The sequence below is a fragment of the Methylosinus sp. RM1 genome, from assembly GCF_011378635.1.
In the GTDB taxonomy this organism is placed as follows: domain Bacteria; phylum Pseudomonadota; class Alphaproteobacteria; order Rhizobiales; family Beijerinckiaceae; genus Methylosinus; species Methylosinus sporium.
In genome coordinates, this window is the sequence record NZ_WOVC01000014.1 from 35,316 (window position 1) to 62,068 (window position 26,753).

Annotated in this window: 25 protein-coding genes and 1 tRNA gene; 9 read left to right on the forward strand and 17 right to left on the reverse strand. The window is 65.6% G+C overall.

Features of this window, described 5'->3' with window-relative positions:
* Positions 1–70: 70 nt before the first annotated feature.
* From FMZ75_RS11660 to hslV, 3 genes are all read right to left on the reverse strand, one after another.
* Positions 71–146, reverse strand: a tRNA-Ala gene (locus tag FMZ75_RS11660).
* A gap of 118 nt (positions 147–264) precedes the next feature.
* Positions 265–1,572, reverse strand: coding sequence for an ATP-dependent protease ATPase subunit HslU (hslU, locus tag FMZ75_RS11665; RefSeq protein ID WP_166142950.1), 1,308 nt, complete (start codon positions 1,570–1,572; stop codon positions 265–267).
* Positions 1,573–1,590: 18 nt separating this feature from the next.
* Complete coding sequence (gene hslV / locus FMZ75_RS11670; protein ID WP_018265038.1) at positions 1,591–2,157, reverse strand: ATP-dependent protease subunit HslV; 567 nt, start codon at positions 2,155–2,157, stop codon at positions 1,591–1,593.
* An 89-nt stretch (positions 2,158–2,246) separates the two neighbouring features.
* On the opposite strand from hslV, the gene FMZ75_RS11675 reads away from it, so the two are divergent.
* Positions 2,247–2,897 carry a class II aldolase/adducin family protein gene (locus FMZ75_RS11675; RefSeq protein WP_166142952.1) on the forward strand — a complete coding sequence of 217 codons (651 nt, stop codon included), beginning with the start codon at positions 2,247–2,249 and terminating at the stop codon, positions 2,895–2,897.
* 242 nt (positions 2,898–3,139) lie between these two features.
* Here FMZ75_RS11675 and mtnA read toward each other — a convergent pair whose 3' ends face one another.
* The 3 genes from mtnA to FMZ75_RS11690 form a co-directional block, all read right to left on the reverse strand.
* Positions 3,140–4,228, reverse strand: coding sequence for an S-methyl-5-thioribose-1-phosphate isomerase (gene mtnA / locus FMZ75_RS11680; RefSeq protein ID WP_166142954.1), 1,089 nt, complete (start codon positions 4,226–4,228; stop codon positions 3,140–3,142).
* A gap of 119 nt (positions 4,229–4,347) precedes the next feature.
* Positions 4,348–4,638 carry a hypothetical protein gene (locus tag FMZ75_RS11685; RefSeq protein WP_166142956.1) on the reverse strand — a complete coding sequence of 97 codons (291 nt, stop codon included), beginning with the start codon at positions 4,636–4,638 and terminating at the stop codon, positions 4,348–4,350.
* A 331-nt stretch (positions 4,639–4,969) separates the two neighbouring features.
* Positions 4,970–6,187: a polyhydroxyalkanoate depolymerase gene (locus tag FMZ75_RS11690; protein ID WP_207783401.1), complete on the reverse strand. Its 1,218-nt coding sequence runs from the start codon at positions 6,185–6,187 to the stop codon at positions 4,970–4,972.
* Positions 6,188–6,324: 137 nt separating this feature from the next.
* Here FMZ75_RS11690 and FMZ75_RS11695 point away from each other — a divergent pair, with 137 nt between their 5' ends.
* On the forward strand, positions 6,325–6,978 hold the full coding sequence (locus tag FMZ75_RS11695; RefSeq protein ID WP_142863069.1) for a glutathione S-transferase family protein: 654 nt from the start codon (positions 6,325–6,327) through the stop codon (positions 6,976–6,978).
* 31 nt (positions 6,979–7,009) lie between these two features.
* Here the strand turns inward: FMZ75_RS11695 and FMZ75_RS11700 are convergent, their stop codons facing one another.
* On the reverse strand, positions 7,010–7,246 hold the full coding sequence (locus tag FMZ75_RS11700; protein ID WP_142863052.1) for a hypothetical protein: 237 nt from the start codon (positions 7,244–7,246) through the stop codon (positions 7,010–7,012).
* A 174-nt stretch (positions 7,247–7,420) separates the two neighbouring features.
* On the opposite strand from FMZ75_RS11700, the gene FMZ75_RS11705 reads away from it, so the two are divergent.
* On the forward strand, positions 7,421–8,161 hold the full coding sequence (locus tag FMZ75_RS11705) for a hypothetical protein (protein ID WP_142863051.1): 741 nt from the start codon (positions 7,421–7,423) through the stop codon (positions 8,159–8,161).
* Between the two features lie 81 nt (positions 8,162–8,242).
* Positions 8,243–8,773 (forward strand): transposase, encoded by a 531-nt coding sequence (locus tag FMZ75_RS11710; protein ID WP_142863050.1) that lies wholly within the window; start codon positions 8,243–8,245, stop codon positions 8,771–8,773.
* A gap of 370 nt (positions 8,774–9,143) precedes the next feature.
* On the opposite strand, the gene FMZ75_RS11715 is transcribed toward FMZ75_RS11710, so the two are convergent.
* The 4 genes from FMZ75_RS11715 to FMZ75_RS11730 form a co-directional block, all read right to left on the reverse strand.
* A complete protein-coding gene (locus FMZ75_RS11715; RefSeq protein ID WP_166142958.1) occupies positions 9,144–11,057 on the reverse strand; it encodes a S9 family peptidase in 1,914 nt (637 codons plus the stop codon).
* Positions 11,058–11,166: 109 nt separating this feature from the next.
* The gene (locus FMZ75_RS11720; RefSeq protein ID WP_166142960.1) at positions 11,167–12,084 is read right to left on the reverse strand and encodes a neutral zinc metallopeptidase; all 918 of its coding nucleotides are present in this window, start codon (positions 12,082–12,084) and stop codon (positions 11,167–11,169) included.
* Complete coding sequence (locus FMZ75_RS11725; protein WP_166143037.1) at positions 12,081–12,956, reverse strand: TIGR00282 family metallophosphoesterase; 876 nt, start codon at positions 12,954–12,956, stop codon at positions 12,081–12,083. The genes FMZ75_RS11720 and FMZ75_RS11725 overlap by 4 nt, the downstream gene beginning before the upstream one ends.
* 124 nt (positions 12,957–13,080) lie before the next feature.
* A complete protein-coding gene (locus FMZ75_RS11730; protein ID WP_108918052.1) occupies positions 13,081–13,842 on the reverse strand; it encodes an SDR family NAD(P)-dependent oxidoreductase in 762 nt (253 codons plus the stop codon).
* An 80-nt stretch (positions 13,843–13,922) separates the two neighbouring features.
* Between FMZ75_RS11730 and FMZ75_RS11735 the strand changes: the two genes are divergently transcribed.
* A complete protein-coding gene (locus tag FMZ75_RS11735; protein ID WP_166142962.1) occupies positions 13,923–14,357 on the forward strand; it encodes a MarR family winged helix-turn-helix transcriptional regulator in 435 nt (144 codons plus the stop codon).
* Positions 14,358–14,385: 28 nt separating this feature from the next.
* Here FMZ75_RS11735 and FMZ75_RS11740 read toward each other — a convergent pair whose 3' ends face one another.
* Positions 14,386–14,817, reverse strand: coding sequence for a helix-turn-helix domain-containing protein (locus FMZ75_RS11740; RefSeq protein WP_166142964.1), 432 nt, complete (start codon positions 14,815–14,817; stop codon positions 14,386–14,388).
* A gap of 2 nt (positions 14,818–14,819) precedes the next feature.
* The gene (locus FMZ75_RS11745) at positions 14,820–15,047 is read right to left on the reverse strand and encodes a DUF4160 domain-containing protein (RefSeq protein ID WP_166142966.1); all 228 of its coding nucleotides are present in this window, start codon (positions 15,045–15,047) and stop codon (positions 14,820–14,822) included.
* 169 nt (positions 15,048–15,216) lie between these two features.
* On the opposite strand from FMZ75_RS11745, the gene FMZ75_RS11750 reads away from it, so the two are divergent.
* From FMZ75_RS11750 to FMZ75_RS11760, 3 genes are read left to right on the forward strand one after another with little or no spacing between them, the layout of a single operon-like run.
* A complete protein-coding gene (locus tag FMZ75_RS11750) occupies positions 15,217–16,416 on the forward strand; it encodes an aminodeoxychorismate synthase component I (protein ID WP_166142968.1) in 1,200 nt (399 codons plus the stop codon).
* Positions 16,368–17,063, forward strand: coding sequence for an aminotransferase class IV family protein (locus tag FMZ75_RS11755; protein WP_166142970.1), 696 nt, complete (start codon positions 16,368–16,370; stop codon positions 17,061–17,063). The genes FMZ75_RS11750 and FMZ75_RS11755 overlap by 49 nt, the downstream gene beginning before the upstream one ends.
* Positions 17,060–17,536, forward strand: coding sequence for a GNAT family N-acetyltransferase (locus tag FMZ75_RS11760; RefSeq protein WP_166142972.1), 477 nt, complete (start codon positions 17,060–17,062; stop codon positions 17,534–17,536). The genes FMZ75_RS11755 and FMZ75_RS11760 overlap by 4 nt, the downstream gene beginning before the upstream one ends.
* 139 nt (positions 17,537–17,675) lie before the next feature.
* Here the strand turns inward: FMZ75_RS11760 and clpB are convergent, their stop codons facing one another.
* On the reverse strand, positions 17,676–20,291 hold the full coding sequence (gene clpB / locus FMZ75_RS11765) for an ATP-dependent chaperone ClpB (protein WP_166142974.1): 2,616 nt from the start codon (positions 20,289–20,291) through the stop codon (positions 17,676–17,678).
* A 243-nt stretch (positions 20,292–20,534) separates the two neighbouring features.
* Between clpB and FMZ75_RS11770 the strand changes: the two genes are divergently transcribed.
* Entirely contained in the window at positions 20,535–21,854 is a 1,320-nt protein-coding gene (locus tag FMZ75_RS11770) for a hemolysin family protein (protein WP_166142976.1), read from the forward strand.
* Positions 21,855–21,876: 22 nt separating this feature from the next.
* On the opposite strand, the gene FMZ75_RS11775 is transcribed toward FMZ75_RS11770, so the two are convergent.
* The 3 genes from FMZ75_RS11775 to htpG all read right to left on the reverse strand — a co-directional run bounded on the left by FMZ75_RS11775 (position 21,877) and on the right by htpG (position 26,384).
* Entirely contained in the window at positions 21,877–22,836 is a 960-nt protein-coding gene (locus FMZ75_RS11775) for a DUF4167 domain-containing protein (protein WP_166142978.1), read from the reverse strand.
* Positions 22,837–23,583: 747 nt separating this feature from the next.
* Positions 23,584–24,468: a peptide chain release factor N(5)-glutamine methyltransferase gene (gene prmC / locus FMZ75_RS11780; protein WP_343219792.1), complete on the reverse strand. Its 885-nt coding sequence runs from the start codon at positions 24,466–24,468 to the stop codon at positions 23,584–23,586.
* The gene (htpG, locus tag FMZ75_RS11785; protein WP_142863039.1) at positions 24,465–26,384 is read right to left on the reverse strand and encodes a molecular chaperone HtpG; all 1,920 of its coding nucleotides are present in this window, start codon (positions 26,382–26,384) and stop codon (positions 24,465–24,467) included. The genes prmC and htpG overlap by 4 nt, the downstream gene beginning before the upstream one ends.
* Between the last annotated feature and the right edge of the window lie 369 nt (positions 26,385–26,753).

Below are 26,753 nucleotides of genomic sequence, written 5' to 3' on the forward strand. Positions count from 1 at the left end.
GCATTAGGGCTCCGAGCGCCGCCCGGACGGCGCAGAGCGGAAGCGTCAGCCTATGTCAGGGGGAGGTCTTTGGTGGAGCCAGACGGAATCGAACCGACGACCTCTTCAATGCCATTGAAGCGCTCTCCCAACTGAGCTATGGCCCCACTTTTGTCGCCGCCCTCTCTGGGGTGAGGGCGGGGCGAAGCGGCGTCACCGCCGCAGCGCGAGGGCTGTATAGTTCAGCAGGGCGCGCGCCGCAAGCCCGGTTTCGACGTTTCTGTGTCAGAGAATGAAACGGCTCAAATCCCGGTTCTTGGCGAGGTCGCCTATGTGCTTTTCCACATAATCGCCGTCGATCGTCACCGTCTCGCCGGCGCGGTCGGACGCGGAGAAGCTCACCTCGTCCAGCACGCGCTCCATCACCGTCTGCAGGCGGCGCGCGCCTATGTTCTCGACCGTAGAATTCACCTGAACGGCGACGCGGGCGATGGCGTCCACCGCCGACGGCGCGATCTCCAGCGCGACGCCTTCCGTGGCCATGAGCGCCACATATTGCTTGGTGAGGCAGGCCTCGGTCTCGGTGAGGATGCGGCGGAAATCCTCCTCGTCCAGCGAGGCGAGTTCCACACGAATCGGCAGGCGGCCCTGCAGCTCCGGCAGAAGATCGGATGGCTTGGCGACATGGAAGGCCCCGGAGGCGATGAACAGCACATGGTCGGTCTTCACCGGCCCGTGCTTGGTCGCGACCGTGGTGCCCTCTATGAGCGGCAGCAGGTCGCGCTGCACCCCCTCGCGCGAGACATCGGCTCCGCCCCTGCCCTCGCGGGCGCAGATCTTGTCCATCTCATCGAGGAAGACGATCCCATTGTTCTCGACTTCGGAAATCGCCTCGCGGACGCTCTCCTCCTGATCGATGAGTTTGTCGCTCTCCTCGGCGAGCAGCGGGCCATGGGCCTCCCTCACCAGCATTTTTCGGCGCTTCGGCCGGTTCTGAAAGGCCTTGCCGAAAATATCGCCGATGGAGAAGGCGGAGACGCTGGCGCCGGGCATGTTCGGCAGCTCGAACATGGGGACCTGCGGCCCCGATTGCGCCAGCTCGACCTCTATCTCCTTATCGTCCAGTTCGCCGGCGCGCAGCTTCTTGCGGAAGGAATCGCGCGTCGCGGGCGAGGCGGCCGGACCGACCAGCGCATCGAGCACGCGCTCCTCCGCCGCCAGCTGCGCCTTGGCCTCGACATCCTTGCGCCGGCGCTCCTTCACCAGCAGGATCGCCACCTCGACGAGATCGCGGACGATCTGCTCGACATCGCGGCCGACATAGCCGACCTCGGTGAATTTCGTCGCCTCTATCTTGAGGAAAGGCGCATTGGCGAGCTTGGCGAGACGACGCGCGATCTCGGTCTTGCCGCAGCCGGTGGGGCCGATCATCAAAATATTCTTCGGCAGCACCTCTTCGCGCATAGAGCCTTCGAGGCGCAGCCTGCGCCAGCGATTGCGCAGCGCAATGGCGACGGCGCGCTTGGCGTCCTTCTGTCCGACAATGAATCGGTCGAGCTCCGAGACGATCTCGCGCGGGGAAAAATCGGCCATATCAGTTCCTCGGAAAGCTCAGATCGATTCGAGCACGATGTTGCGATTGGTGTAGACGCAGATGTCGGCGGCGATCTCCATCGCGCGCTTGGCGATCACATCCGCCTCGATCGGCTGATCGAGCAGCGCGCGCGCCGCCGCCAGCGCATAATTGCCGCCGGAGCCGATCGCCGCCACCGAGCCATGCTCGAAGGCCTCCGGCTCCAGCACGTCGCCGGCGCCGGTCAGCGTCAGCCCCACCTCGCGATCGGCGACCAGCATCATCGCCTCGAGCCGACGCAGATAGCGATCCATGCGCCAGTCCTTGGCGAGCTCCACGCAGGCGCGCGTCAGCTGCCCCGGATATTGTTCGAGCTTGCCCTCGAGCCGCTCGAACAGAGTGAAGGCGTCGGCCGTTGCGCCGGCGAAACCCGCGATCACATCGCCCTTGCCGAGACGCCGCACCTTTTTGGCGTTCGCCTTGACGATGGTCTGGCCGAGGCTCACCTGTCCGTCGCCCGCGATGACGGTCTTGCCGTTCTTTTTCACCAGAACGATGGTCGTCGCGTGCCAGCTCGCCGGTTTCGTATTTTGTTCTTGTGTCATCCGAGCCTCGGCTGGAAAAAGAGTCTCGAGGATGTAGGGACTGGAGCGCGCCTCGGCAAGAGGCGCGCATCCGCAGGCGGAGGAGCGGAATGACGGATGCGACCAAGCGCGAGGCGATCGTCGAAGCGGCGCGGAGCATGAATGCGCTCGGCCTCAATCGAGGCACGGCCGGCAATATTTCGGCGCGCGACGGCGACGCCATGCTGATCACGCCGAGCGGAATGCCCTACGCCACAATGACTCCCGCCATGATCGCGCGAATGCCGCTCGCCGGCGACGGCGAATCGGAAGGGCCGCTCGCGCCGTCCAGCGAATGGCGGATGCATCGCGACATTTTGCGCGCGCGCGCGGATGTGCAGGCGGTCGTGCATACGCATTCGATTTATGCGACGACGCTCGCCGCATTGCGGCGCGAGATTCCACCCGTGCATTATATGATCGGGATTTTCCGCACGTCGCGCATTCGCTGCACGGATTACGCGCCTTTCGGCACGCAGGCGCTCTCCGATCTCGCGGTGGAGGGATTGGGCCGCGCGCATGGCGTGCTGCTCGGCAACCACGGCATGATCGCGCTCGGCGAAGGATTGGACCGCGCAATGTGGCGCGCCGTGGAATTGGAAGCGCTGGCGCAGCTCTATTATCTCGCGCGCATAGCCGGCGAGCCGGCGCTTATCTCCGAGGAAGAGATAGAGAATGAGATCACGCGCTTCGAGAATTACGGATTGAAATCGGTGAAGTGAAATCTCTCCGCTGCGCATCCTTCTCCCACTCGTGGGAGAAGGTGGCCTCGCGAAGCGAGGTCGGATGAGGGCTCTCGGCGTTCTGCCGTAAATTCATGTTCGCGCAATTCGGATACACACGGCAGCTTCATGCGCCCTCATCCGACCCGGCCAAAGCCCGTCGTTTACGACGGGCGTCCTCGCGAACACTCTATGGCCGGGCCACCTCTCCCGCAAACGGGAGAAGGAATCGCGCACGTCGATTAGGCTAGATCGGGAAAGAGTCCGCGCAAGCCCGCCTCGCTCGCGGCGCACACTCCGCGCTCGGTTATCAGCGCGCCGACGAGACGCGCAGGCGTCACGTCGAAAGCGTAATTGGCGGCGGGCGAGCCTTTCGGCGTCACTCGCACGCGCGTCACCGCGCCATTGTCGGCGAGGCCGGAGATATGTGTCACCTCGCTCGCATCGCGCTGCTCGATCGGAATTTCGGCGACGCCGTCGCGCATCGCCCAATCGATCGTCGAGCTCGGCAGAGCGACATAGAAGGGCACGCCATTGTCATGGGCGGCGAGCGCCTTCAGATAGGTGCCGATCTTGTTGCAGACATCGCCGATGCGCGTCGTGCGGTCGCTGCCGACGATGCAGAGATCGACGAGCCCGTGCTGCATCAGATGGCCGCCGGTGTTGTCGGCGATGACGGTGTGGGGAATCCCTTCGCCCGACAGCTCGAAGGCGGTGAGGCTCGCGCCTTGATTGCGCGGCCGCGTCTCGTCGACCCATACATGGAGATCGATTCCGTCGCGCGCCGCCTTGTAGATGGGCGCGAGCGCCGTGCCCCAATCGACGGCGGCGAGCCAGCCGGCGTTGCAATGGGTGAGAATATTGACTGGCCGGCCCGGATGCTCGGCGGCGGCGGCGCAGATCAGCGCCGCGCCATGATCGCCGATCGATTCGCAGCAGAGCGCGTCGTCATCCGCAATGGCGGCGGCCTCGGCGAAGGCGAGCGCGCGGCGGTCCGAGGGCGCCGCCGAAAGCAGCAGCCTGCGCATCCGATCCAGCGCCCAGCGCAGATTGACGGCTGTGGGCCGCGCCGCGGCGAGCCGCGAATGAGCCTCCTCGATCGCCTCGTCGCCGGGATCGGCTGCGGCGGCGAGCGCCAGCCCATAGGCGCCGGTGACGCCGATCAGCGGCGCGCCGCGCACGACCATTGTCGCGATCGCGGCGACGGCGTCGTCGAGCGAGGCGAGCCTTTTCGTCTCGAATCTGTGAGGGAGGCTGGTCTGGTCGATCGCCTCGACGCTGCCGTCGGCGTTTTCCCAGATGGTGCGGTAGTGGCGTGAGTCGATGCGCATCGCGGCGGCGGTCCGGCGGAGTTCTACTCCACGCCTAGCCTATGGCCGTCGCCCTGTCGACCTTTCGCCCGAAAGGATCGGGCGGCCCGCGCTTTCGCGCCGCCGCCCGCTCAGTGAGATCAAGCGGCGCGCTTCAGAGCGGCCGGGATGAGAGCCCATGCGCGGTCAGGAGCGGCGACGGGGCTCGCGGGGGCCTCGGCCAGCTGCGGCGCGGCCCAAGCGCTGGCGACGATCGCCATTTTGGCGCGCAGGGAACGCTCGTTCCACCACCAGACGAGGAAGCAGCTCACAGCGACCGCGAACAGAGCGGTGAAAGGCTCGCCGGGGAGGAACGACAAGTCGGGCGCGCATTCCTTGGCGAATTCGCAGGCGTCGGACCAGTCCTGAAACCAAGTCTTGATCGATTCCATAATGACCTCGTCTCGCCTTCGCAGCCACGAGAAACGGGTCGGAAGGCTTTCTTTTGTCGATCTCGTCGGCGCGGCTCGCGAATGATGCGCGATGACGCGGCGCTGAAATCCGATGAATGGAGAATATTGCGCCGCACAAAAGTTTCAAGGAAAAATTCCCGTAGGTCGATAGAGGACGCTGATGAAAGGGTCGGCTCCACAAATGCTGAACGCAATATTACTGTATGAAAATCAATATACTATGAAAGTTTTCGTCACCGACCGCCGCTCCTGCGGCGCCGCCATGACGCCCTGCAACAAAATGTCACAGTCCCGGTCGTGAGGCGCAAGGTCACAAGCTGTTTTGGATATGGTCGCGCAGGACGGGGTAGATCTGATTGTCCCAGCGCTTGCCGCTGAAGACGCCATAATGGCCGACGCCGGCCTGCAAATGGTGCGACTTCATATAGGGGCGCAGGCCGCTGCACATATCCTGAGCGGCGAGCGTCTGGCCCACGGCGCAAATATCGTCCTTCTCGCCCTCCACCGTGAGCAGAAAGGTCTTCTTGATCGCGCGCGGCGTCACCTTGCGCCCTTTGAAGAGCAGCCTGCCTGTAGAAAGGGCATTTTGGTGGAAGACGGTCTCGATGGTCTGCAGATAGAAATCCGCATCGAGGTCCATTATGGCGAAATATTCCTCATAGAAGGTGCGGATGCGGTCCGCCTTCTGGTGCTCGCCCTCGACCCTGTGGCGGAAGAGATCGATAAAGGCGTTGGCGTGGCGCTCGGCGTTCATGCTCATGAAGCCGGAGATTTGCAGAAAGCCGGGATAGACCCGCCGCCCCGCCCCCGGCAACATGCGCGGCACCGTGCCGATGACATTGTTGCGGAACCAGTCGATCGGCTTGGAGACGGCGAATTCATTGACCTTGGTGGGCGAGACGCTGACGTCGAGCGGACCGGCCATGAGCGTGAGGCTCGCCGGCTGGGCAGGGTCATTGTCCTCGGCCATGATGGAGACGGCGGCGAGCGCGGCCACAGTCGGCTGGCACACGGCGACGACATGCGCGGGCGGCCCGAGAAAGCGCAGAAAATCGATGAGATGCTGGGCGAACTCGTCCATGCCGAAGACGCCCTGCGAAAGCGCTATGTCCCGCGTATTGATCCAATCGGTGACATAGACGTCGTGATCCTGGATCAGCGTGCGGATGGTGCCGCGCAACAAGGTCGCGAAATGCCCGGACATGGGCGCGACCAGCAGCACGCGCGGCAAATTCTCCGCATCCTTGCGCGTAAAACGCAGCAATTGGCAAAAGGGCGTCGAATAGACCGGCTCCTCGAGCACATCGACGACGGCGCCATTATGGGTCGAGAGCTGCGTGATCCCATAGTCGGGCCGCGCATGGGTGAAGCCTGCCAGCGAGACCAGCTCGCAATAAGCCTCGAAGCACCGCAAAGGCGACGCATAGGGCGTGGATTTCCACAAGCGAGCCAGTCGCTCGCCGCTCGCCGCCGCCAGACGAAGTCGATTGCTCACGTCGGCGTAGCTCTGATATGCGTCATACATCATGCGGCCGAGCGAAACCTTCCGTTACCGATGGGGCTGGTCGAGCAAGCCCCGTGCCATGGACGGGCTCTAGCATGGCACAGCGCTTGCTCCGTAGTCCACTATAAGAAAAGGAGGAATCGTTACTCATGTCGGCTCAGATGGCGGCGACGACGCTCACGATCAGCAGCAAGAACTATTCGTCATGGTCCTTGCGGGGCTGGCTGATGGCCAAGCTTTCCGGCGTCGAATTCGAGGAGATCGTGGTCAGCCCCGACGATGTCGCGGCGCGCGCGGAGATTCTCCTGCTGTCGCCGTCGATCCTCGTGCCCTGCCTCACGCATGACGGCGCGAAGATTTGGGACACTCTGGCGATCGGAGAGTTCCTGAACGAGATCGCGCCGGCCGCGGGCCTATTGCCCGCCGACCGAATGCGCCGCGCGCATTGCCGCTCCATCTGCGGCGAGATTCACTCCGGCTTCACGTCGCTACGCTCGGCGCTGCCGATGAATCTCAAAGGGCGTTTTCCCAAGTTCAAAGTGTGGTCGAAGGCGCAGGGCGACATCACGCGCGTCACGCAAATCTGGCGTGAATGCCTCGAGACTTATGGCGGCCCCTATCTCTTCGGTCCGCTCTCCGTGGCCGACGCCATGTATGCGCCGGTGGCGACGCGCTTCCGCACCTATGACGTCCCGCTCGACGATGTCTCCAAAGCCTATTGCGATCGCATCTACGAATGGCCGGCGATGCAGGAATGGCTCGCCGCCGCGCTCCTCGAGAAGGAGGAGATCGAGGAGCTCGAGGTCGAGTTTTGAAACTCGCGCCTCGCGCTCTTCGAATTTTCGATCATCGCCTGTCACGCCACCTGCGCCGGGGCGCGACATAGATCGACCGTCCTGAATAATACGGCTCCACATAGCTCGGATAATAGTAATAATACTGCGGCTCGTAATAGGCCGGAGCCCGCGGCGTGGCGGCGTAATATTCCGCGCGATCGGTGAAATCATTATGCGCCCGCGCGGCGCCGGCGAAGCCGAAGGCCAGGGCGGCGGCCGCGGCCAGCTTCGATGCGTTTCGTCCCATCACGGCCTCCCTTTGCGCGCCCGGCCCCAAAGGCGTAGAAAACGCGCGAGCAGGATGCGAGTTCCGGGCGTCGCGAGCGTCCGGCGCTCCGGCCGCCGGCTTCGGGGAAATTCGACGGCTTGCTCATCGTTATGTATCATGGTTACATAATATGAACGAGACCCGAGCGCGCCCATGACCGACCCGAAATCCGACGGCCCCTCCTCTTTCTTCAACGCTATGGCGCAGGCTTTCGACGCGACGATCAGCGAGCGCCGCGCCCGGCCGGAGTTCATCGGCGCGCTCTGTCTCCAGGCTTTTGACAGTTTCGAGGGCAATCTCGCCATTCAGACCGAGGGCGCGCCGGCCATCGCCTGCGCCGGCGATTGTCCCGCCTGCTGCGTGCTGCGTGTCGTCGCCACAGCGCCGGAAGTGTTTCTCATCGCGCGTTTCGTCAACGCCAATCAGCGCGCGCTGGCGCAGCGCGGCGTCGATCTGCCCGGACGCATAGCGGCGATCAACGCCTTCGCCAATGGCTGCTCGGAGAGCGCGCGAATGTCCTTGCGCCAGCCCTGTCCCTATATAGAGGCCGGCCTCTGCCTGCTCTATCGGCTGCGGCCGCTCGCCTGCCGCGGCCACGCCTCCTATGACAAAAACGCCTGCCTCGCCGCGACCAGCGGCCAGGACGCCGACACCGCCGTTTCGACGCCGCATCTCATGGTCCGCAGCCTGGTGCAGAATGCGATGATGTCGTCGCTGCGCTCGGCCGGCCTCGCCTGGCGCCTCTATGAGATCAATGGCGCGGTGGCGCTGGCGCTCGGCGACGCCGAGGCCGAGCGGCGCTGGATCGACGGCGACGACCCGCTTCTTCCAGCCGCCATAGCGGATTTCGACGCCGCCGAAATCGGCGCGACATTCGACGCCTTGCGGGCGTGAGCGGCCGGCATTTGGCGTGCGGGGCGAAAATGTGGGATATGGGCGTCTTACGATAGGCGCACCCACTTATTGGCGACGCTCATGCTCTCGGCCGTCATCCTCGCATTCGACACGCCCCAGGCGACGCCCGGACGCGGCCGGGAATCGGCCGAGCGCGAGGCGATCGTGCGCACATTGGCCTCGCTCGTGGACGCTTGCGTCGCCGGCCTCGTCGCCGATGCGGTTCTGGTCGGTCCACCCGACTCCGGCCTCGGGCTCATCGCCGAGGAGGCCGGCTGCGGTCTGGTGGAGGCTGTCGATGCGCGCTCCGGCCTCGCCCGCGCGCTGCCGGCGATGCGCTATTCCGACGTGCTGGTTCTGCGCGCCGGCCATTCCCCCGAGCGCGGCTTCGTCGACGAATTGCGCGACGCTCTCGCCTATGGCGAGCAGGGCCGCGCCATGGTGCTGCGCGCCGCCCCGAATTCATTGCTCACGCGGCTCGCGCCGCGGCTCGCCGAGCCGGTCGGTCTCGTCGCGCGGCGCGAGGATTTCGGCGCCGCCGGCGATCTGGCCACGCTCGCCAAAAAGCTGCGCGCGACCGAACTGACGACGAAGGCGCGACGCGCCATCTGATCGCGCATCCGCATTTCGAGCCGCTGATGATGGCGATGCATGTGAGTTCATTGCTGCGGGCGACGCCAGCGCCGCAGGTCGGACAAAACTCGCGTTCGGTGAACCCGATCACAGGCGACTCCTATTGTAGCATTGCGCAGTGACGCGGCAGCCGCCGCAGGTTCGCGATCCATGGAGTCGCTCGCCGCCTAGCGAGCGACTGCCCACGGGGTCTGGAGCCGTTTCCGACTTCGATTTATGTCATAGCTGCAGGCCCTGAAATAGTTTGCGCATTCCATAGGGGGAAGATGTGCGAGCAGGTTTCGAGGGCGTGCATCATCAGGCCAGCGACGGTTCGCTCGGCGAGCTTGCGCAGATAACGCTCGCGAGCCTACGGCAGCGCCAGTTCCGACGCGCCCTTCTCGATCTTCAGGCTACTCGCGGAAAGCTCCTCGGCCCGCACCGGCTCGGCGCGGCCGCCGAGATGGCGGGCGAGGAAATTCTCCGCGACGGCGTGATAGGAGAGCGCATTCTCCGGCCGCGCGAAGCCATGTCCCTCATCGGGATAGAGCAGATAGGCGACGGGAATCTTCTTGGCCTCCAGGGCCGCGACCATCTGCTCGGCCTCGGCCTTTTTCACGCGCGGATCATTGGCGCCCTGCGCGATCAGCAGCGGCTTGGCGAGACGATCGGCGGCATGGAGCGGCGAGCGCTCGCGCAGCAGCGCGCGTCCCTCCTCCGTCGCCGGATCGCCGAGCGCCTTCACCAATTGCGCACGCGAGGATTCCCAATAGGGCGGGATCGTCGCGAGCAGCGTCTCGAGATTGGACGGGCCGACGACAGCGACGCCGCAGGCGTAGCGTTGCGGATTGCGCGTGAGGCCGACGAGCGTCGCGTAGCCGCCATAGCTGACGCCCATTATGGCGATGCGGCTCATATCGGCGATCCCCTGGCGGATCGCCCAATCGACGGCGTCGTTGAGATCATCGTCCATGCGCCGGCCCCATTCGTGATCGCCGGCGTTGACGAACGCCTTGCCGAATCCGGTCGAAGCGCGGAAATTCACGCTGAGCGCGACATAGCCGCGATTGGCGAGCCATTGATGCGTCGCATTGTAACCGAAGGAATCGCGCCCCCATGGCCCGCCGTGCACGACGAGCGCCATGGGCTGCGGCGCCTTCGCCTCCGCCGCCCGAGGCGAGGTGAGATAGCAGACGAGATCGAGCCCGTCGCGCGATTTGATCGTCACCGGCCGCATCGGACGCAGCGGCGCGCCGACGAGCTGCGGCCGCGCCTGGTGCAGGATGCGTAAGGTCTTCGCGCGCCGTTCGTAGAGATAATCGACATGCGGGCGCGTGTCGGACTGCGCCGAGACGATCCAGAGCGAATCATCCTCGGCTCGGCTGGCGATTCCCCAATCGCCTATGTCGCGACCATTCAAGAAATCTATATCGGCCTTCACGCGGTCGTCGAGCGCGACATGCTCGAGGCGTTCGCGCTCGACGCTATAGGCGACCGGCTCATAAGTGTCGCGGTCGGTGATGACATGGCCGATGTCGGCCTTGTCGCTTTCCGCTATGAGCTTCGTCTCACCCGAAGAAAGATCGACGCGAGCCAGCGCGGCTTTGTCGCGCCCGCGGCTGTCGCGCAGAAACAAGGTCTTTGCCGCGACGTCGAGATGGAGCGCCGATGAGGTTCCCGAATCTTCCGCGGAGAAGCGAATCCACGGCGTCCAAGCGCTACGGCCCGCGTCCGGGCGCAAAATCTCTCTGCTCCCGTCCTTGTTGTTGCGAATGGCGAGACGCGGAATGAAGTGATCGTCGGGGATGAAGCCGGCGAAGCCCGGATTTTCCTGGACGAGCGTCAGCTCGCCGGTCGCGATGTCCGCCGAATGGAGATCATGAAAGCGCTTGTCGCGGCGGTTGATGGAGAGAAGGAAACGGTCGCGAAGCTTGCGACTGGTTCTGTGGATATGCGCGGCGACGCCCTCGAAGGGCGTGAGATCGCGCGCCGCGCCGCCCTCGCAGTCGACGACATAGACATGGAAATTCTCATCGCCGCCCTCGTCCTGCATATAGAGCAGGCTGCGACTGTCATAGGCCCAGAGGAAGAATCTCACGCCACGCTTGCGATCATCGGTGACAACGCGCGCGTCCTCGAGGCGATCGAGCGGCGCGACGAAAATATTGAGCACGCCCGCATCCGGCTGCAGCCAGGCGAGCCGCCGTCCGTCTGGACTGAGCCGCGCGCTCGCCTTGGTCGGATTGCCGAACAAATGCGCTCTGGGAATGAGCTGGTCGAGCATAGGAAAACTCCGCAATTCGAAATGATGCTTTCCGGCGCCGCACGCAATGACGGCATTCATTCGATCGATGTCAGAACGCGCCCCTGCGGCGCATCGAGAATCCAAACTCTCAACGCTGCGCCGTGAATGTATTGCAGGCGTCGATCTTGCCGGTCTGCAGACCGCGCTGGAACCATTCGACGCGCTGCGCCGAGGAGCCATGGGTGAAGCTGTCCGGCACGGCGTAGCCCTGCGCCGAACGCTGGAGACGATCGTCGCCGATCGCCTGCGCGGTGCTGATGGCTTTTTCTATGTCGCCCTTCTCGAGAATCTTCCAATTCTGATCGGCGTGCGCCGCCCAGACGCCGGAGAGGCAATCGGCCATCAGCTCGACGCGGACCGAGAGATTATTGGCTTCGGAGCGGCTCGACGCCATCTGCTGCGCGCGCTGAACCTTGGGCAGAATGCCGAGCAGATTCTCGATGTGATGGCCCATCTCATGGGAGATCACATAGGCGTAGGCGAAATCGCCGCCGCCGCCGAAGCGGCGGTCCATGTCGCGGAAAAACGAGGTGTCGAGATAGATTTTCCGGTCGATCGGGCAGTAGAACGGACCCATGGCCGATTGCGCGCGGCCGCAGGCCGAGCCGGTGACGCCGTTGAACAGCACGAGCCGCGCCGGGTCGAAGCGAATGCCCTTCTGCTCGGGCAAAATCTGCGACCAGACGCGCTCATTGCCGGCGAGCACGGCGGAGATGAATTGGCCCTGTCGATCCGCCGGCGCGCCGGTCGGCGCTTGACGGGTCGGGCGGTCGAGCCTTTGCTGCGCCACCTGTCCGCCGCTGCGCATATTGCTGAGCACTTCCGCGCCGCCGATCAGCAGCGCGGGATTTATGCCGAACGCATAAGCGAGAACGCCGAGAATGACGATCGTGCCCAGCCCGAGCCCGCCGCCGCCGCCAAAGCTCGGCCCCGCGCCGGCGTCGGCGTAATCCTGGCTGCGTCGATCCTCGATATTGTCGGACTGGCCGAGCTGATCCCATCTCATCGCCTTGGCGCTCCGATCGCTTCGACGAGCCGCCCTGCCCGGGTCTCGTCCTCCTCCTGCCAGAAGTCCGGCTCGGCCTGCGCCAGCCGACCGCCGATCCGCACCGGCGCGATGCGCCGCGCGAGCCCGTCGGTCGAAAGCTCCACCGCGACCCCGCAGAGCGTCGCCTCGCCCTGGGCGGGCTCGAAACGGGCGCCCGGCGTTTTGCGTGTGAAGCGGCGCAACGGCTCCTCCTTCTCCATGCCGATGACCGAATCATAGTCTCCAGTCATGCCGGCGTCGGTCATATAGGCCGTGCCATGCGGCAGGATCTGCCCGTCCGCCGTCGGCACATGGGTGTGCGTGCCCACCACCAGAGAAGCGCGTCCATCGACGAAATGGCCCATGGCCATTTTCTCGCTGGACGTTTCGGCATGTATGTCGACGATGAGCGCGTCGCAAGCCATGCCCAGCGGACAGGCGCCCACTTCCCGCTCTATGGCGGCGAAAGGATCGTCCAGCGCATCCATGAAGACGCGGCCCTGGACGTTCACCACCAGCACCTGACGACCGTTCTCCGCCGTGTAGAGATTGGCGCCGCGGCCGGGCGTGCCGGGCGGATAATTCACCGGGCGCAGCAGCCGCGGCTGGCGCTCGATGAAGACCAGCGCCTCGCGCTGATCGAACACGTGATTGCCGGTGGTCACGCAATCGGCGCCAGCGGCGAGGATCTCGTCGCAAATGGCCTCGGTTATGCCGAAGCCGCCGGCGGCGTTCTCGCCATTGACGACGATGAAATCGAGCGCCCAGCGACGGCGTAGCTCCGGCAGCCGCTCCTGTATCGCTTTACGCCCGGCCCGCCCCACCACATCGCCGATAAAGAGCAGGCGCATTCCGCGCTCGCTCGGCGAATGATCGGAGGAATGGGGCATGAGACGCTCGCGGGACCGGAGGGAAAGCTCCGATGTTCCATATAGCGCAATGGGGCGGGGAGCAATTTTCCGCAGGGGGTCGACGCTACCAGTCCAGTCGCCCGGCGGGCCCCCAAAAGCCGCCGCTCGGCGGCGGCGGGTCCAGCGTCGCGAGACGCACGGCGACTTCGGCGCCCTCCGCCGGCGTCACCCCGCCCGCGCGATAACCATTGAGTGCGGTCGCGACCTGCCCCGGCGAGGTCGCATAGACTTTGACCGAGGTCTCTCTCAAATGCTTGGCATATTCCAAAGTGATCGAATTCAGCGCCGCTTTCGAGCTGTTGTAGGCGAGCCAATTGAGCTTCACCAGCGGCGGCTCCATGCGCGCCGTCATGCTGTGCGAGCCGAGCGCGGCCGATTGATTTATGATGCGGCCGTCATCCGACTTCATGAGCAACGGCAGAAACGCGTTCGTCACCGTGGCCACGCCGAAGACATTCGTCTCATAGGTCTCGCGAAAATCCTGCAATGTCGTTTCCGTCGGGCGCTTGTGCTGGTCCCGGGCGATCCCCGCATTGTTGATCAATACGTCGAGCCGGCCGATCTCGCCGGCGAGCCGGATCGCGGCCTGCGAGACGCCGGCGGAGTCGGTGACGTCCAGCGCGAGCGCGACGACATCCCCTCCCCCCGCGCGGAGTTCCGTCGCGATCGAGTCGCCGCGCTCGACGTCGCGCGCGCCGATGACGACCTTCAACCCTTTCGCCGCCAATTGACGAGCCAATTCGAGCCCCATGCCGGCAGTGGCTCCAGTTATAAGAGCGACGCGGGCGGTATCGCCCGTGGAATCGGCGGACTCGACGATGGACATGAGCGCTCTCCCGAAAATTAAAGGCCCCTAATACAAGGAACCTTATATCGTGATCGCAACGATTATGAAAGGAGCCTTATATGGTCGATGAGCGATTGAGGGCGGCGGCGCTCGGGCTGAAGCGCGCGCAAGCCGCAAAGAGCGCCGCCTTCGATCGATCTCTGGCGAGCGTGGGCCTGACGATGGCGCTCTGGGTCGTCCTCGAGCGAATTCGCGCCAATCCGGCCCTATCCACCCATGCGCTCGCCGAGGCGAGCCTGATGACCGATCAATCCGTCGGCGAGCTGGTGAGCAAATTGGCGAAACGCGGCCTCGTCGAGCGGGTGAGCGGTTCCGGCCGCGCGATCCGCCATCATCTGACGGATTCGGGAAGAGAGCTGCTCGAACGCGCGGCTCCCTTGCTGGCCGACGCCTTGCGGAGCGCCTTCTCCGAGCTGAGCGCGGCCGAGACCGAGCAGCTGATCCGGCTGCTCGACAAAATCGCGCCGGCGAAAGGCTCGGGAGCTCCGCCATGAATGGCGCGGCCATCCAGATCATCGCGCCTCACGCCGCATCGGCCTTCGCGTCGAAGCCGACGCAAGCGAGACGGACGGTTTTGGGCAGCAGATGTTCTCCCGCCTCGTAATAGCGCCACATGCGTGGGCTGACGCCCAAGGCCGACGCCGCTTCGGCTTGCGTCATCCCATGCGCCTCGCGCCATCCCCGAAGCCGAGCGCTCCCCTGTTCCAGCGCCAGACACCAGAGCGTGTCGGAGGCGATTTCCATCTCGTCGCTCCAATGAGCGCACCAGCCCCATTCGCCGACGGACACCGCGCGGAATGCGACGTCGTCCTGGCGCAAGGGAGCGAATATCGCGTAACGCGCGATATACGCGCCGACATCCACCGGGCTCTCGGCGCCGCCCTTCCAGGTCACCAGCAGCTGGCGGCCGTCGCCCGCGCGGATCGCGCGGATATTGGGGCCATGGTCTTCCATGCTCAGTCCCTCCGAACGATCCGATTCCATTCGGCCCGCAGCAGGTCTCTGTTCGACGCCGCCCATTCGAGCGCCTCAGCGGCTCTGCGAACGTCGCCCGCCCGAACCTCCAGGGTCTCAATCTCGACCAAGGCTCGAAAGCCTCGACCTTCGATATGGAAATGCGGCGGGAGATGATCGTCCGCATAGATCGCGATCTTGCAATTGGCGAAACGGCGGATCGTCGGCATCGAGCCTCCGCCTCCAATTTATAGGCAACCATTGCCTATTCGCCAAGAGCCGCCCGGCTCGTAAATCAGACGATCGCCGGGGAGCGCGAAACACGCTCCAACTCGCGGCTTCATCCGCAGGCCCGGCTGATATAAGATGCGCTTTCCGAACCGGAGCGCCGCGTCCCTCATGTTCCATATCGCCGAGCTTCGCGGGCGCGAGCCTTTCGACCCCAATAAGGCGCCCGATGGCCCCTTCGTCGTCTTCGAGGACGGACGAAACGGCGCCGCCCTGCTCTTCGACGAGCCGGAGGAGATCATCCGCGCCGATACGGCGGCGGAGGTCCCGCAGGCTTTCGCGCGCATGGAGGCGGCGACGCGGCGCGGGCTCTTTCTCGCGGGCTACGCCGGCTATGAGCTGGGCTATGCGCTGGAGGCCAAATTCGCGGGCGGCCCCGTGCCCCAGGCGCGCACGCCGCTGCTGCTGTTCGGCGCGTTTCGCGCGCCGCGCCAATATGAGTGGCGCAACGCCGCCTCGCTGGCGACCGAGACCGCGCCGGTCGAGATCGCGCTGACCCCGGCCTGGAGCCTCGCCGAATATACCGAGCGCTTCGACGCCTGCCGCGAGTTCATCTATGCGGGCGACGTCTATCAGATCAATCTGACCTTCCCCATGCATGGCCGCTATGAGGGCGAGGCGACGGCGCTCTATCGCGCACTGCGCAAGCGCCAGCCGGTCGCCTATGGCGGCGTGGTCGCGCTCGGCGAGGAGAAAATCGTCTCGCTCTCGCCGGAGGTTTTTTTCGACGCCTGCGAAGGCGTGATCCGCGCCCGGCCGATGAAAGGAACCGCACGGCGCGGCTTTCTTCCGACCGAGGATATGGCGCGCGCCGCGCTGCTGACGCAGGACGAGAAATCGCGCGCCGAAAATCTGATGATCGTCGATCTTCTGCGCAATGATCTCTCGCGCCTCTCGGAGGTCGGCTCGGTGCGCGTGACCGATCTCTTCACCGTCGAGACCTATCCGACGCTGCATCAGATGACCTCCGGCATAGAGGCGAAGCTGCGCGCGGGCGTGACGCTCGCCGATCTCTTCGCCGGGCTCTTCCCCTGCGGCTCCGTGACCGGCGCCCCGAAAATCCGCGCCATGGAGATTATTCGCGATCTCGAATGCGCGCCCCGCGGCGTCTATTGCGGCTCGCTCGGCCTCATCGAGCCCGATGGGGCGATCCGTTTCAATGTGGCGATCCGCACGCTCACACTTTTCCCCGATGGGGAGCTCGTCTGCAATGTCGGCTCTGCGGTCGTCGCCGATTCGCGGGCGCGCGAGGAATATGAGGAATGTCTGATCAAGGCGAAATTCCTGACCGGAGCGAAGACTTCGGCCTGATCGAAACGCTGCTGTGGACGCAGGACGGCGGTTTTCTCTATCTGGACGAGCATGTCGCGCGGCTTTCCGCCTCGGCGCGCGCGCTCGGCTTTCTCCATAGCGACGAGGCCTTTCTCGCGGCGCTGAACGAGGAGGTCGCCGATCCGCTCGATGACCGTCTGCGCGTGCGCTATGCGCTCGGCCGCGACGGACGTTTCGAGGCCAGCTCGCTGCCGATCGACGCGATCACGCCCGACACGATCTGGCGCGTCGCTATCGCCGAGGCGCGATTCGAATCCGATGATCCGATGCTGCGTCACAAGACGACTCGGCGCGAGCTCTATGAGCGCGAGCTGGCCGAAGCGGCGATGCGCTGCCGCGCCGACGAAGTGCTGTTTCGCAATGAGCGCGACGAAGTCTGCGAGGGCGCGCGCACCAATGTCTTTCTCGCACGCGATGGCGTGCTGCTGACGCCGCCGCTCGCCAGCGGGCTGTTGCCGGGGACGTTGCGCGCGCATCTTCTCGCCAGCGGCCAGGCGCGCGAGGCCGTGCTGCGGCTCGAGGATTTTGCCGGCGATGCGGAGTTCTATTTCGGCAATTCCGTGCGCGGGCTCGTTCGCGCGGCGTTGATCGTCGAGGACGAGACCACTGAGGACGAGGAGGCGTGATCCGCATCCGCCCCGCCGCGCGCGCGGATAGCGCGCTGGTCGTCGCTTTCGTGCGCGAGCTCGCGGATTATGAGAAGCTCTCGCATGAGGTCGAAGCGTCGGAGGAAATGCTCGCCGAAGCGCTGTTCGGGGACAATCCGCGCGTCTTCTCCGACATCGCGGAATGGGACGGCGCGCCGGCGGGATTCGCGCTGTGGTTCTATACGTTTTCCTCCTTTCGTGGCCGGCACGGAATCTGGCTCGAGGATATTTTCGTGCGCCCGCAATTTCGCGGCGCCGGCATAGGCAAGGCGCTGCTGGCCCATCTCGCGCGCCGTTGCGTCGCCGAGGGACTCGGCCGTTTCGAATGGTCGGTGCTGGATTGGAACGCGCCCTCCATCGCCTTCTACGAGGCGCAGGGCGCAAAGCTGATGCATGAATGGAAAATCTGCCGCATGACCGGCGCCGCTCTGGAAACTCTCGCGGAAAAATGACGCCGCATCCCTTCCTTCTCCCACTCGTGGGACAAGGTGGCCTCGCCATAGGGCGTCCGAGAGGACGCCCGTCGCAAGCGCCGGGCTAATGGCGAGGTCGGATGAGGGCGCGCTCGGCGCCCCCACCTCATCTCATTGCTCACGCCGCCTTTTCAGCCCCGAAGCTCCGCCGTCCGATCGGCCGCCCGTCCAGCGTCAGCCCTTGACTGTCGGTGGAGACCCACACCGTCGAGCCGTCCACAATGTCGCCGCCGAGCAGCGCCTCGGCGAGCGGGTCCTGCAGCTCTTTCTGGATCACGCGCTTCAGCGGCCGCGCGCCATAGGCGGGGTCGTAGCCCTTGGCGGCGAGCAGAGCGCGCGCCTTCTCGTCGAGCTTCAGCGTGATCTTGCGATCGTCCAGCAGCTTTTGCAGCCGCAGGATCTGAATATCGACGATCGCGCCCATATCCTCGCGCCGCAGGCGGTGGAACAGGATGATCTCGTCGACGCGGTTCAGGAACTCCGGCCTGAAGTGCGACCGCACCACCTGCATCACCTCGTCATGCACGGCGGAGGAATCCTCGCCCTCCTGCTGCATCACCAGGAATTCGGCGCCGAGATTGGACGTCATGATGATGAGCGTGTTCTTGAAATCCACCGTGCGGCCCTGGCCGTCGGTCAGGCGGCCGTCGTCCAGCACCTGCAAGAGGACATTGAACACATCGGGATGCGCCTTCTCGATCTCGTCGAACAGCACGACCTGATAGGGCCGGCGCCGCACGGCTTCGGTGAGCGCGCCGCCCTCCTCATAGCCGACATAGCCGGGAGGCGCGCCGATCAGACGCGCGACCGAGTGCTTCTCCATATATTCCGACATGTCGAGCCGCACCAAAGCGGTCTCGTCGTCGAAGAGGAAATTGGCCAGCGCCTTGGTCAGCTCCGTCTTGCCGACGCCGGTCGGCCCGAGGAAGATGAAGGAGCCGATCGGCCGATTGGGGTCCTGCAGACCGGCGCGGGCGCGGCGCACGGCAGTGGAGACGGCGGCGACCGCCTCCTTTTGCCCGACGACGCGGCGCGCCAGCTCGTCTTCCATATGAAGCAGCTTCTCGCGCTCGCCTTCGAGCATCTTATCGACGGGAATGCCGGTCCAGCGCGAGACGACCTGCGCGACATGCTCGGGAGTGACCTCCTCCTCGAGCATTTTCTGCGCGCCTTCCTTCTCGCTCGCCGCGAGCTTGCGCTCGAGATCTGGGATCAGACCATAGGCGAGCTCGCCGGCGCGCTGAAACTCGCCGCGACGCTGCGCCTGCGCCAGCTCGTTGCGGGCGTTCTCCAACTGCTCCTTCAATTTCTGGGCGACGCCGAGCTTGTCCTTCTCGGACTTCCAGCGCTGCGTGAGCGCCGATGATTTCTCGGTCAGCTCGGCGAGCTCCGTCTCCAATTTGGCGAGCCGATCCTTCGAGGCCGGATCGGTCTCCTTGCGCAGAGCCTCCTGCTCTATGCGCAGCTGAATGATGCGACGATCGAGCTCGTCCAATTCCTCGGGCTTGGAATCGATCTGCATCCGCAGCCGCGAGCCCGCCTCGTCGACGAGATCGATCGCCTTGTCCGGCAGAAAACGGTCCGAAATGTAGCGATTCGAGAGCGTCGCCGCCGCCACGATCGCGGCGTCGGTGACGCGCACGCCATGGTGCATCTCGTATTTCTCTTTCAGCCCGCGCAGAATGGAGATGGTGTCCTCCACCGTCGGCTCATCGACGAAGACGGGCTGGAAACGCCGCGCCAGCGCCGCGTCCTTCTCCACATGCTTGCGATATTCGTCGAGCGTGGTCGCGCCGACGCAATGCAATTCGCCGCGCGCCAGCGCCGGCTTCAGCAGATTGGAGGCGTCCATCGCGCCATCGGCCTTGCCGGCGCCGACCAGCGTATGCATCTCGTCGATGAACAATATGATCCCGCCCTGCGCGGCGGTGATCTCGTTGAGCACCGCCTTCAGACGCTCCTCGAACTCGCCGCGATATTTCGCGCCGGCGATCAGCGAGCCCATGTCGAGCGCGAGCAGCTTCTTGTCCACGAGCGATTCGGGCACGTCGCCATTGACGATGCGCAGCGCCAGCCCTTCGATGATCGCCGTCTTGCCGACGCCGGGCTCGCCGATCAGCACGGGATTGTTCTTGGTGCGGCGCGACAGCACCTGAATGGTGCGGCGAATCTCCTCGTCGCGGCCGATCACCGGATCGAGCTTGCCCTCGCGCGCCGCCTCGGTGAGATCGCGCGCATATTTCTTCAGCGAATCATAGGCGCTCTCGGCGGAGGACGAATCGGCGGTGCGGCCCTTGCGCAAATCCTCGATGGCGGCGTTGAGCGTCTGCGGCGTCACACCGGCCTCGCTCAGTATGCGCGCGGCGTCCGTTCCCTTCTCGAGGGCGAGGGCCAGCAGCAGGCGTTCCACGGTCACGTAGGAATCGCTGGCCTTTTGCGCGAGCTTCTCGGCATTGTCGAAGAGCCGCGCGGTGGCCTGATTGAGCGAGGGCTGTCCGGCGCCGCCGCCGGAGACTTTCGGCAGCTTGGCGAGAGCGGCTTCCGTCTTGGCGAGCGCCTCGCGCGAGCGGCCGCCGGCGCGATCGATGAGGCCGGCGGACAGGCCCTGCTCATCGTCGAGCAGCACTTTCAACACATGCTCGGGCGTGAGCTGCGGATTGCCCTCACGCGTCGCGAGCGACAGCGCGGCCTGCACGAAGCCCTGCGCGCGCGTCGTGTATTTGTCGAAATTCATGGAACCCCTCCGGCCTCGAGACGCCACGCAAAGCGGCGCGCCTCGTCCCTATATGGCGTGAAAACGGCCCCTTGCGGCGACCTTCACGGCCGATATGGGAAAGACCCTCGCGCTCGAAAAGAGGGTGCGACGACTGGAGCGCGAGGATTCCCGCTCGAACGGCGAGGGCGAAGCGGCGTTTTTGCACTCACGCGATCGTTGCCGACCCGAAAGGGGGACTCGCGGGACGGCGACGGCGCGGCTATGCTCGCATTTATGCCTTACTTGGAAATTGCCGTCGTCATCGCCTTGACCATGGTCAATGGCGCGCTCGCGATGGCGGAGCTCGCCGTCGTATCGGCGCGCCCTGCGCGCCTCAGAGCCTCGGCGGAGCGCGGGGTTCCCGGCGCGCGCGCCGCCCTCGTCCTCGCTTCCGATCCTGGAAAATTTCTCTCCGCCGTTCAAATCGGCATCACGCTGATCGGCGTGCTGTCCGGCGCCTTCTCCGGCGCGACTCTCGGCGCGCGGCTCTCCGAATGGATCGCCTCTCGAGGCCTGTCTCCGGCCATGTCGGAGACGCTCGGCGTCGGTGTCGTCGTCGCGGCGATCACCTATGTGTCGCTGATCGTCGGGGAGCTCGTGCCCAAGCAGATCGCCCTGCGCGATCCAGAACGGATCGCCTCCGCCGTCGCTCCGGTCATGAGCGTGCTGGCTCGGATCGCCGCGCCGCTCGTCTTCCTTCTCGACCTCTCCGGACGCGCGCTTCTGCGTGCGCTCGGCTATGGCGCGGCGGGCGCGCATCTGGTTTCGGACGAGGAGATCAGAGCGCTCGTCGCCGAGGCCGAGACGGCCGGCGTTCTGGAGCCGGGCGAGCGCGCGATGATCGCCGGCGTCATGCGTCTCGGCGATCGGCCGGTTCGCGGCGTGATGACGCCGCGCGGCGAGGTCGACATGATCGATCTCGACAATTCGCCGGAGACGATCCGTGCGGCGATCATCGCCAGCGTCCATTCGCGGCTGCCCGCCTATCGCGGCAAGACCGAGAACATGCTCGGCGTGCTGCAGGCGAAGGACCTGCTCGACTCATATCTGCGCGGCGAGAGCCCGCAGCCGAGCGAATTCGTGCGCCAGGCGCCGATCGTCCCGGCCTCCGCCGATGCGCTGGACGTGGTCGAGATGATCAAGCGCGCCTCCGTCCATGTCGCGCTGGTCTTCGACGAATATGGCCACTTCCAGGGGATCGTGACCGACGCCGACATTCTCGAGGCGATAGCCGGCGGATTCGGGACGGCGGAAGGCCCGCCCGAACCTCATGCCGTGCAGCGCGACGACGGCTCATGGCTCATTTCCGGCGCTATGCCCGCCGACGAAATGCTGGAGCTGCTCGCAATGCCCGCGTCCGAGGACCGGAGCTATCAGACGGCCGCCGGCTTCGTTCTGGCGCACGCCGGCCATCTGCCGGAGATCGGCGAGAGCTTCGACGCGCATGGATGGCGCTTCGAAGTTCTCGACAAGGACGGCCGCCGGATCGACAAGATTCTCGCCCAGCGGGCGCTGCGCGGGCAAAGACGCGCGGCGCTCTGACGGGCGCGCCGCAACGTTTCGATCAATCGGCGAGCGGCAGCTCGCCCGTGCGCGGCTGCTCGTCGCCGGAAGCGACATTGCCATTGGCCTCATCGCCCGGCGGACGCGTGCGACGGCGACGGCGCTGGTTCAGATGAAAGCCCGCGGCGGCTTCTTCATGCTCGCGGACCGCAGCGCGCTCGGTGCGCGCGAAGGCCTCGCTCTCATCAGCGCCGGCCGTGCGAATCGGCGCGGCGGTGATGAAGGACGGCAGCGCCGCGGCCGGCGCCTCGTCCTGCGCGGCCGGTTGCGCGCGCGGCGGGAAGCGACGCTCGCGATTGCGATCGAAATTCTGCCGATGCGGCCGCTCGCCGCCGCTCTCGGCGTTCTGCTCGCCGACATTGCGGTCGCGCTCGCGGCGATCGCGGAAGCCCCCACGATCCCCGCGATCCATCCCGCCACGATCCTGACGCGGCTGACGCTCATAGCGCGGCTGCTCATTGACCGGACGATCGCCGATCGGGCGTTCCTCGAAAGGCTGCGGCTGCGGCGCGAATTGCGGCTGCGGCGTCGGCTGCGCATAGGGCGCGGCCGCATAGGGCTGCTGCTGCGGCGGCTGATAGCCGGCGGTCTGCGGCAGGCGCTCGGAGAGCGGCGCGAAACGGTCCGAGACGCCGCTGAAATCGTCATCGTCGTCGACGTCGGAATCGGCGGCCTCATAAGGACGACCGCCATAGCCGCCCTGCGCCTGCTGCTGCGCGGCCTGAGCGGCCGCGATCAGACGGAAATAGTGCTCGGCGTGCTGAAGCAGGCTCTCGGCCATGATCGTGTCGCCGGAGGATTGCGCGTCTCGGGCGAGCTGAAGATATTTTTCGGCGACATGCTGAGCGGTGCCGCGAATCTTTACGTCGGGACCGTTCGATTCGTAGGAGCGTGTGAGGGGATTGGGTCCTTTTCGGCCGCCATTGCGGCCGCGGATGCGTTTATTCTGTCCTGGTCTCATCGAATATCCCCAGAGAAGGTCCTTACGCTTTGCCGGCTCGGCGCGTCGTGCTTCGGCCGAACGCGCCGAAAGAGACAAACGCTCGAAACTGCGTCAGAGGCGGAAGCCGGGCGCGGCCATCGTCGCAAAGCCCGATCCAACGGAGCCGATCCGCTCGGTCTCGAGCGGCGTTTGTCCGTTCTGTCGCTTGCACGATCCCGGCATGGATCGCACGCACGGCGCCGCGTCCTATGGACGAACCGCGCCGAATTCATAATTTCGCTCGAGCGCCGCCAACGCTCGAAAGCTTCGCCGAACGAGAGCACGCTCGGCTGCTCGTCTCGGCCCGTAGCAAGACAGGCTCGAAGTCGTCGACTCGACGCGAGCGCCGCCTGCGCTTCGCCTCACGCCATTAACCACAGCCGAACGAAATCGCCGTCGGTCGAACCGAGGCCCAGTGGCCGAAACCGCCGCTCACGCTCGCCCGTCGATTGCTCGCATCTCGCGGGACGAGCCCGACCATGCAACGTCTTTTCGGGTTCGAACGGCGGCGCCGGACGCCGGCCCTTGCGGCGCGGGATGCGCGCCATCGGCAAAAATTCGGGGACCGGCCGTATCCCCCTACATCCGCGCTCGGCGTCGCTCACGACGATCAGCGTGTTTTCGCAGGCGACTATAGTCTACCCGGGCAGGCTCGCCAAGGGCGCGGTTGTTACGTCGCTCATATAAATAGGAGGTGTAGCCAATATGTCACGACCGGAGCGCGCGTCAGTCTCGGCGCCGCGCGGCGACGGCGCGCTCGCGTCCGCCGGCGTCCTTGCGAATTCCGGCCGGAGCGAGGCCTTTCTCGGCCAAGAGCGCGACGAGGCTGCGCGCCTGGCCGTCGCCCGCCTCGAGCACAGCGGCGCCCGATGGCGCGAGCAGACGCGGCAATTGCTCGGCGATCTCGCGATAGCAGTCCAATCCATCCGCGCCGCCGTCGAGCGCGAGGCGCGGATCGTGAAGACGCACCTCCGGCTCGAGCCCATCCAGTTCGCCGCTGGCGATATAGGGCGGATTGGAGACGATGAGATCGAAACGCGCCGCGAGCGCATCCGCCCAACGTCCGCGCAGAATCGAAGCGCGCCGCGCGAAGCCGCAGCGCGACAGATTGACCGCGGCGGCGGCGCAGGCCGCGGCGGAAAGATCGACGCCGATCGCGCCCGCCTCGGGGAGCTCGGCGAGCAGAGCGCAGAGAATGGCGCCCGAGCCGACGCCGAGATCGAGAATGCGCAAAGGCTCGCGCCGCCGCTCGCCTATGAGCTCGAGCGAAAGCTCGATCAGCGTTTCCGTATCGGGGCGCGGATCGAGCACGCGCGGCGCGACGAGGAGATCCTGCGTCCAGAAGCCGCGCTCGCCGAGAATACGCGACACCGGCTCGCGCGCCGCGCGGCGCTGCGCATAATCGCGCAGCCGCGCGCAGGCCGCCGCGCCGAGCTTCGCCGCAGGATCGAGCAGCAGCTCCGCCGCAGTGAAGCCGCCGGCGGCGAGCAAAAGCGCGCGCGCGTCGCGGCGCGCATCCTCGACGCCGCAGCGCGCGAGCAAAGCCGCGACCGCGTCGAGCGCCGCGGCGCGCGTCGCGTCCTCGAGCGCGAGAGCCGCGATCTGCGTCACGCTCTGGCGAGCAGAGCGGCGACGCGCTTGGCGAAAGCAGCCGCATCGAGCGGCGCCTCGCCATCGGCGATGCGGGCGGTGTCGAACAGCAGCCAGAAGCCGTCCTCCGCGCCGGCGCGATCGGCCTTGGCCTTTTGCGCGAGCGCGAGCACCGCCTCGTGACGCGGATTGATCTCCAGCACGGGCTTGCCGAAGACGCCCTTATTGCCGCTCTCCTGCAACATGCGCGCGAGCTGGAGATCGAAGCCGTGATCGGCGGCGATGAGACAGGCGGGGCTCTCGCGAAGACGCGTCGAGACGCGCACATCCTCGACCTCTCCGCCGAGCGTCTCCTTCAACATTGCGGTGAGCAGCGCGACCTCCGCGCTCGCTTCCGCCGGCGGCGTGTCGGCGGCGCCTTCCGGCGTCGGCACGGCGTCGATGTCGGCTGCGCCCTGCGTCACCGATTTGAACGGCTTGCCGTCATAGCCGACGGCGCTCGTCACCCAGAAGGAGTCGACCGGATCGTCGAGCAGCAGCACGTCTATGCCCTTGGCGCGATAGCCCTCGAGCTGCGGGCTGGCGGCGAGCCGCTTCTTGTCGTCGCCGGCGATGTAATAGATCGCGGTCTGATTGGGCCGCAGATTTTCGACATAGTCCTTCAGGCTGCGCCCGCCGTCCGGATGCTGCGCCGTCGAAAATCGCGCAATGGCGAAAATCTCGTCGCGGCGCACGGGGTCCTCGTGCAGGCCCTCCTTGATGACGGCTCCGAAATTCTTCCACAGGGCGGCGAACTTCTCCGAATCATTGGCGGCGAGATCGGAAAGCTCCTTGAGCACGCGCGTGCCGATCGCCTTGCGGATGGCGCCAATGATCGGATTGTTCTGCACCATCTCGCGCGAGACGTTGAGCGGCAGATCGGCGCTGTCGACGACGATGCGCATGAAGCGCAGCCATGGCGGCAGAAGATCGGCCTCGCGCGAGATCAGCACGCGGCGCACATAGAGCTTGGAGCGGCTCTTGCGCTGCGGATCGAAGAGATCATAGGGCCGCGAGCCGGGCGCGAAGGCGAGCACCGTATACTCGGTGCGCCCCTCGGCGCGCCAATGAATGGTGAGCGCCGGCTCATCGAACTGGCCGGAAATCTGCTGATAGAAATCCTTATAGTCTTGTTCGCTGATCTCCGATTTCGGCCGCGTCCACAGCGCCGAGCCGTCGGTGAGGCGGCGCGGCTCCTTGCCCTTCTCCTCGACGAGGTCGATCGGTATCGCTATGGCGCCCGAATGCTCGCGCAAGATCTGCTCGATGCGATAAGGCTCGAGGAACTCCTCGGATTCCGCATTGAGATGCAGCGTCACCTTCGTGCCGACCGCGGGCGCGTCCGCCACGGCGAGCGGCGCGATCTGAAACGAGCCCTTTCCTTCCGACGTCCAGAGAAATGCGTCCGCAGAGCCGGCGCGGCGGGTCGCCACTTCGATGCGATCTGCGACCATGAAGGCGGAATAAAAGCCGATGCCGAAACGTCCGATCAGAGTTCCGCCCTTCTCGCCGCCCTGCTCATCGCCGCCCTTGGCCGCGAGCTCATCGAGAAAGGCGCGCGTGCCGGAACTCGCTATGGTGCCGAGCGCGGCGACGAGATCCTCGCGCGACATGCCGACGCCATTATCGGCGACGCTCAGCGTGCGGGCCTCCTTGTCGAGCGCAATGGTGACGAGCGGCGCGCCGGCCTGCGCCGCCAGCGCTTCGTTCGCCACCGATTCGAAGCGCAGCTTCTCGATCGCATCCGCCGCATTGGACACGAGCTCGCGCAGAAAAATGTCGCGCTCCGAATAGACCGAATGAGTCATCAGCTCCAGGAGCCGCGCGACATCGGCCTGGAAGCCGTAATCGCTGCGCTCGGCTGCGTCGATCGTATGTGTTTCGGCGTGATCGTTCACGGGCGTCGTCTCCGCTTGTCTGTCGGCCTCGCCCCGCGCCGCTTCCCGCAAAATGGAAGCATGGCCGACGGCGCGCGGGCGCTGGCCGGGATATAGAGATCGTCATTGATCGGCAATGCCCCTGCCCGAGCCGCCTCGAGCGGAGCGCGCGGCTGATATCGGGGATCGTCGGCGAAGTTGCAAGATCGCTCGCCGCGATGAGCGGCGCGCGAGAACGAAAGGCGCGCGCGCAAAACAAGACGGGCCGCCCGAGCGTGCTCGGCCGGCCCGTCCATCGCCACGAACTCACGCTGCTCGAAAAGCGCCCTTCCGGGGGGCTGGGGGGCTGACGAAATCCGGAAAAACCACTTCTCGAGCCTGTCGAGGCAA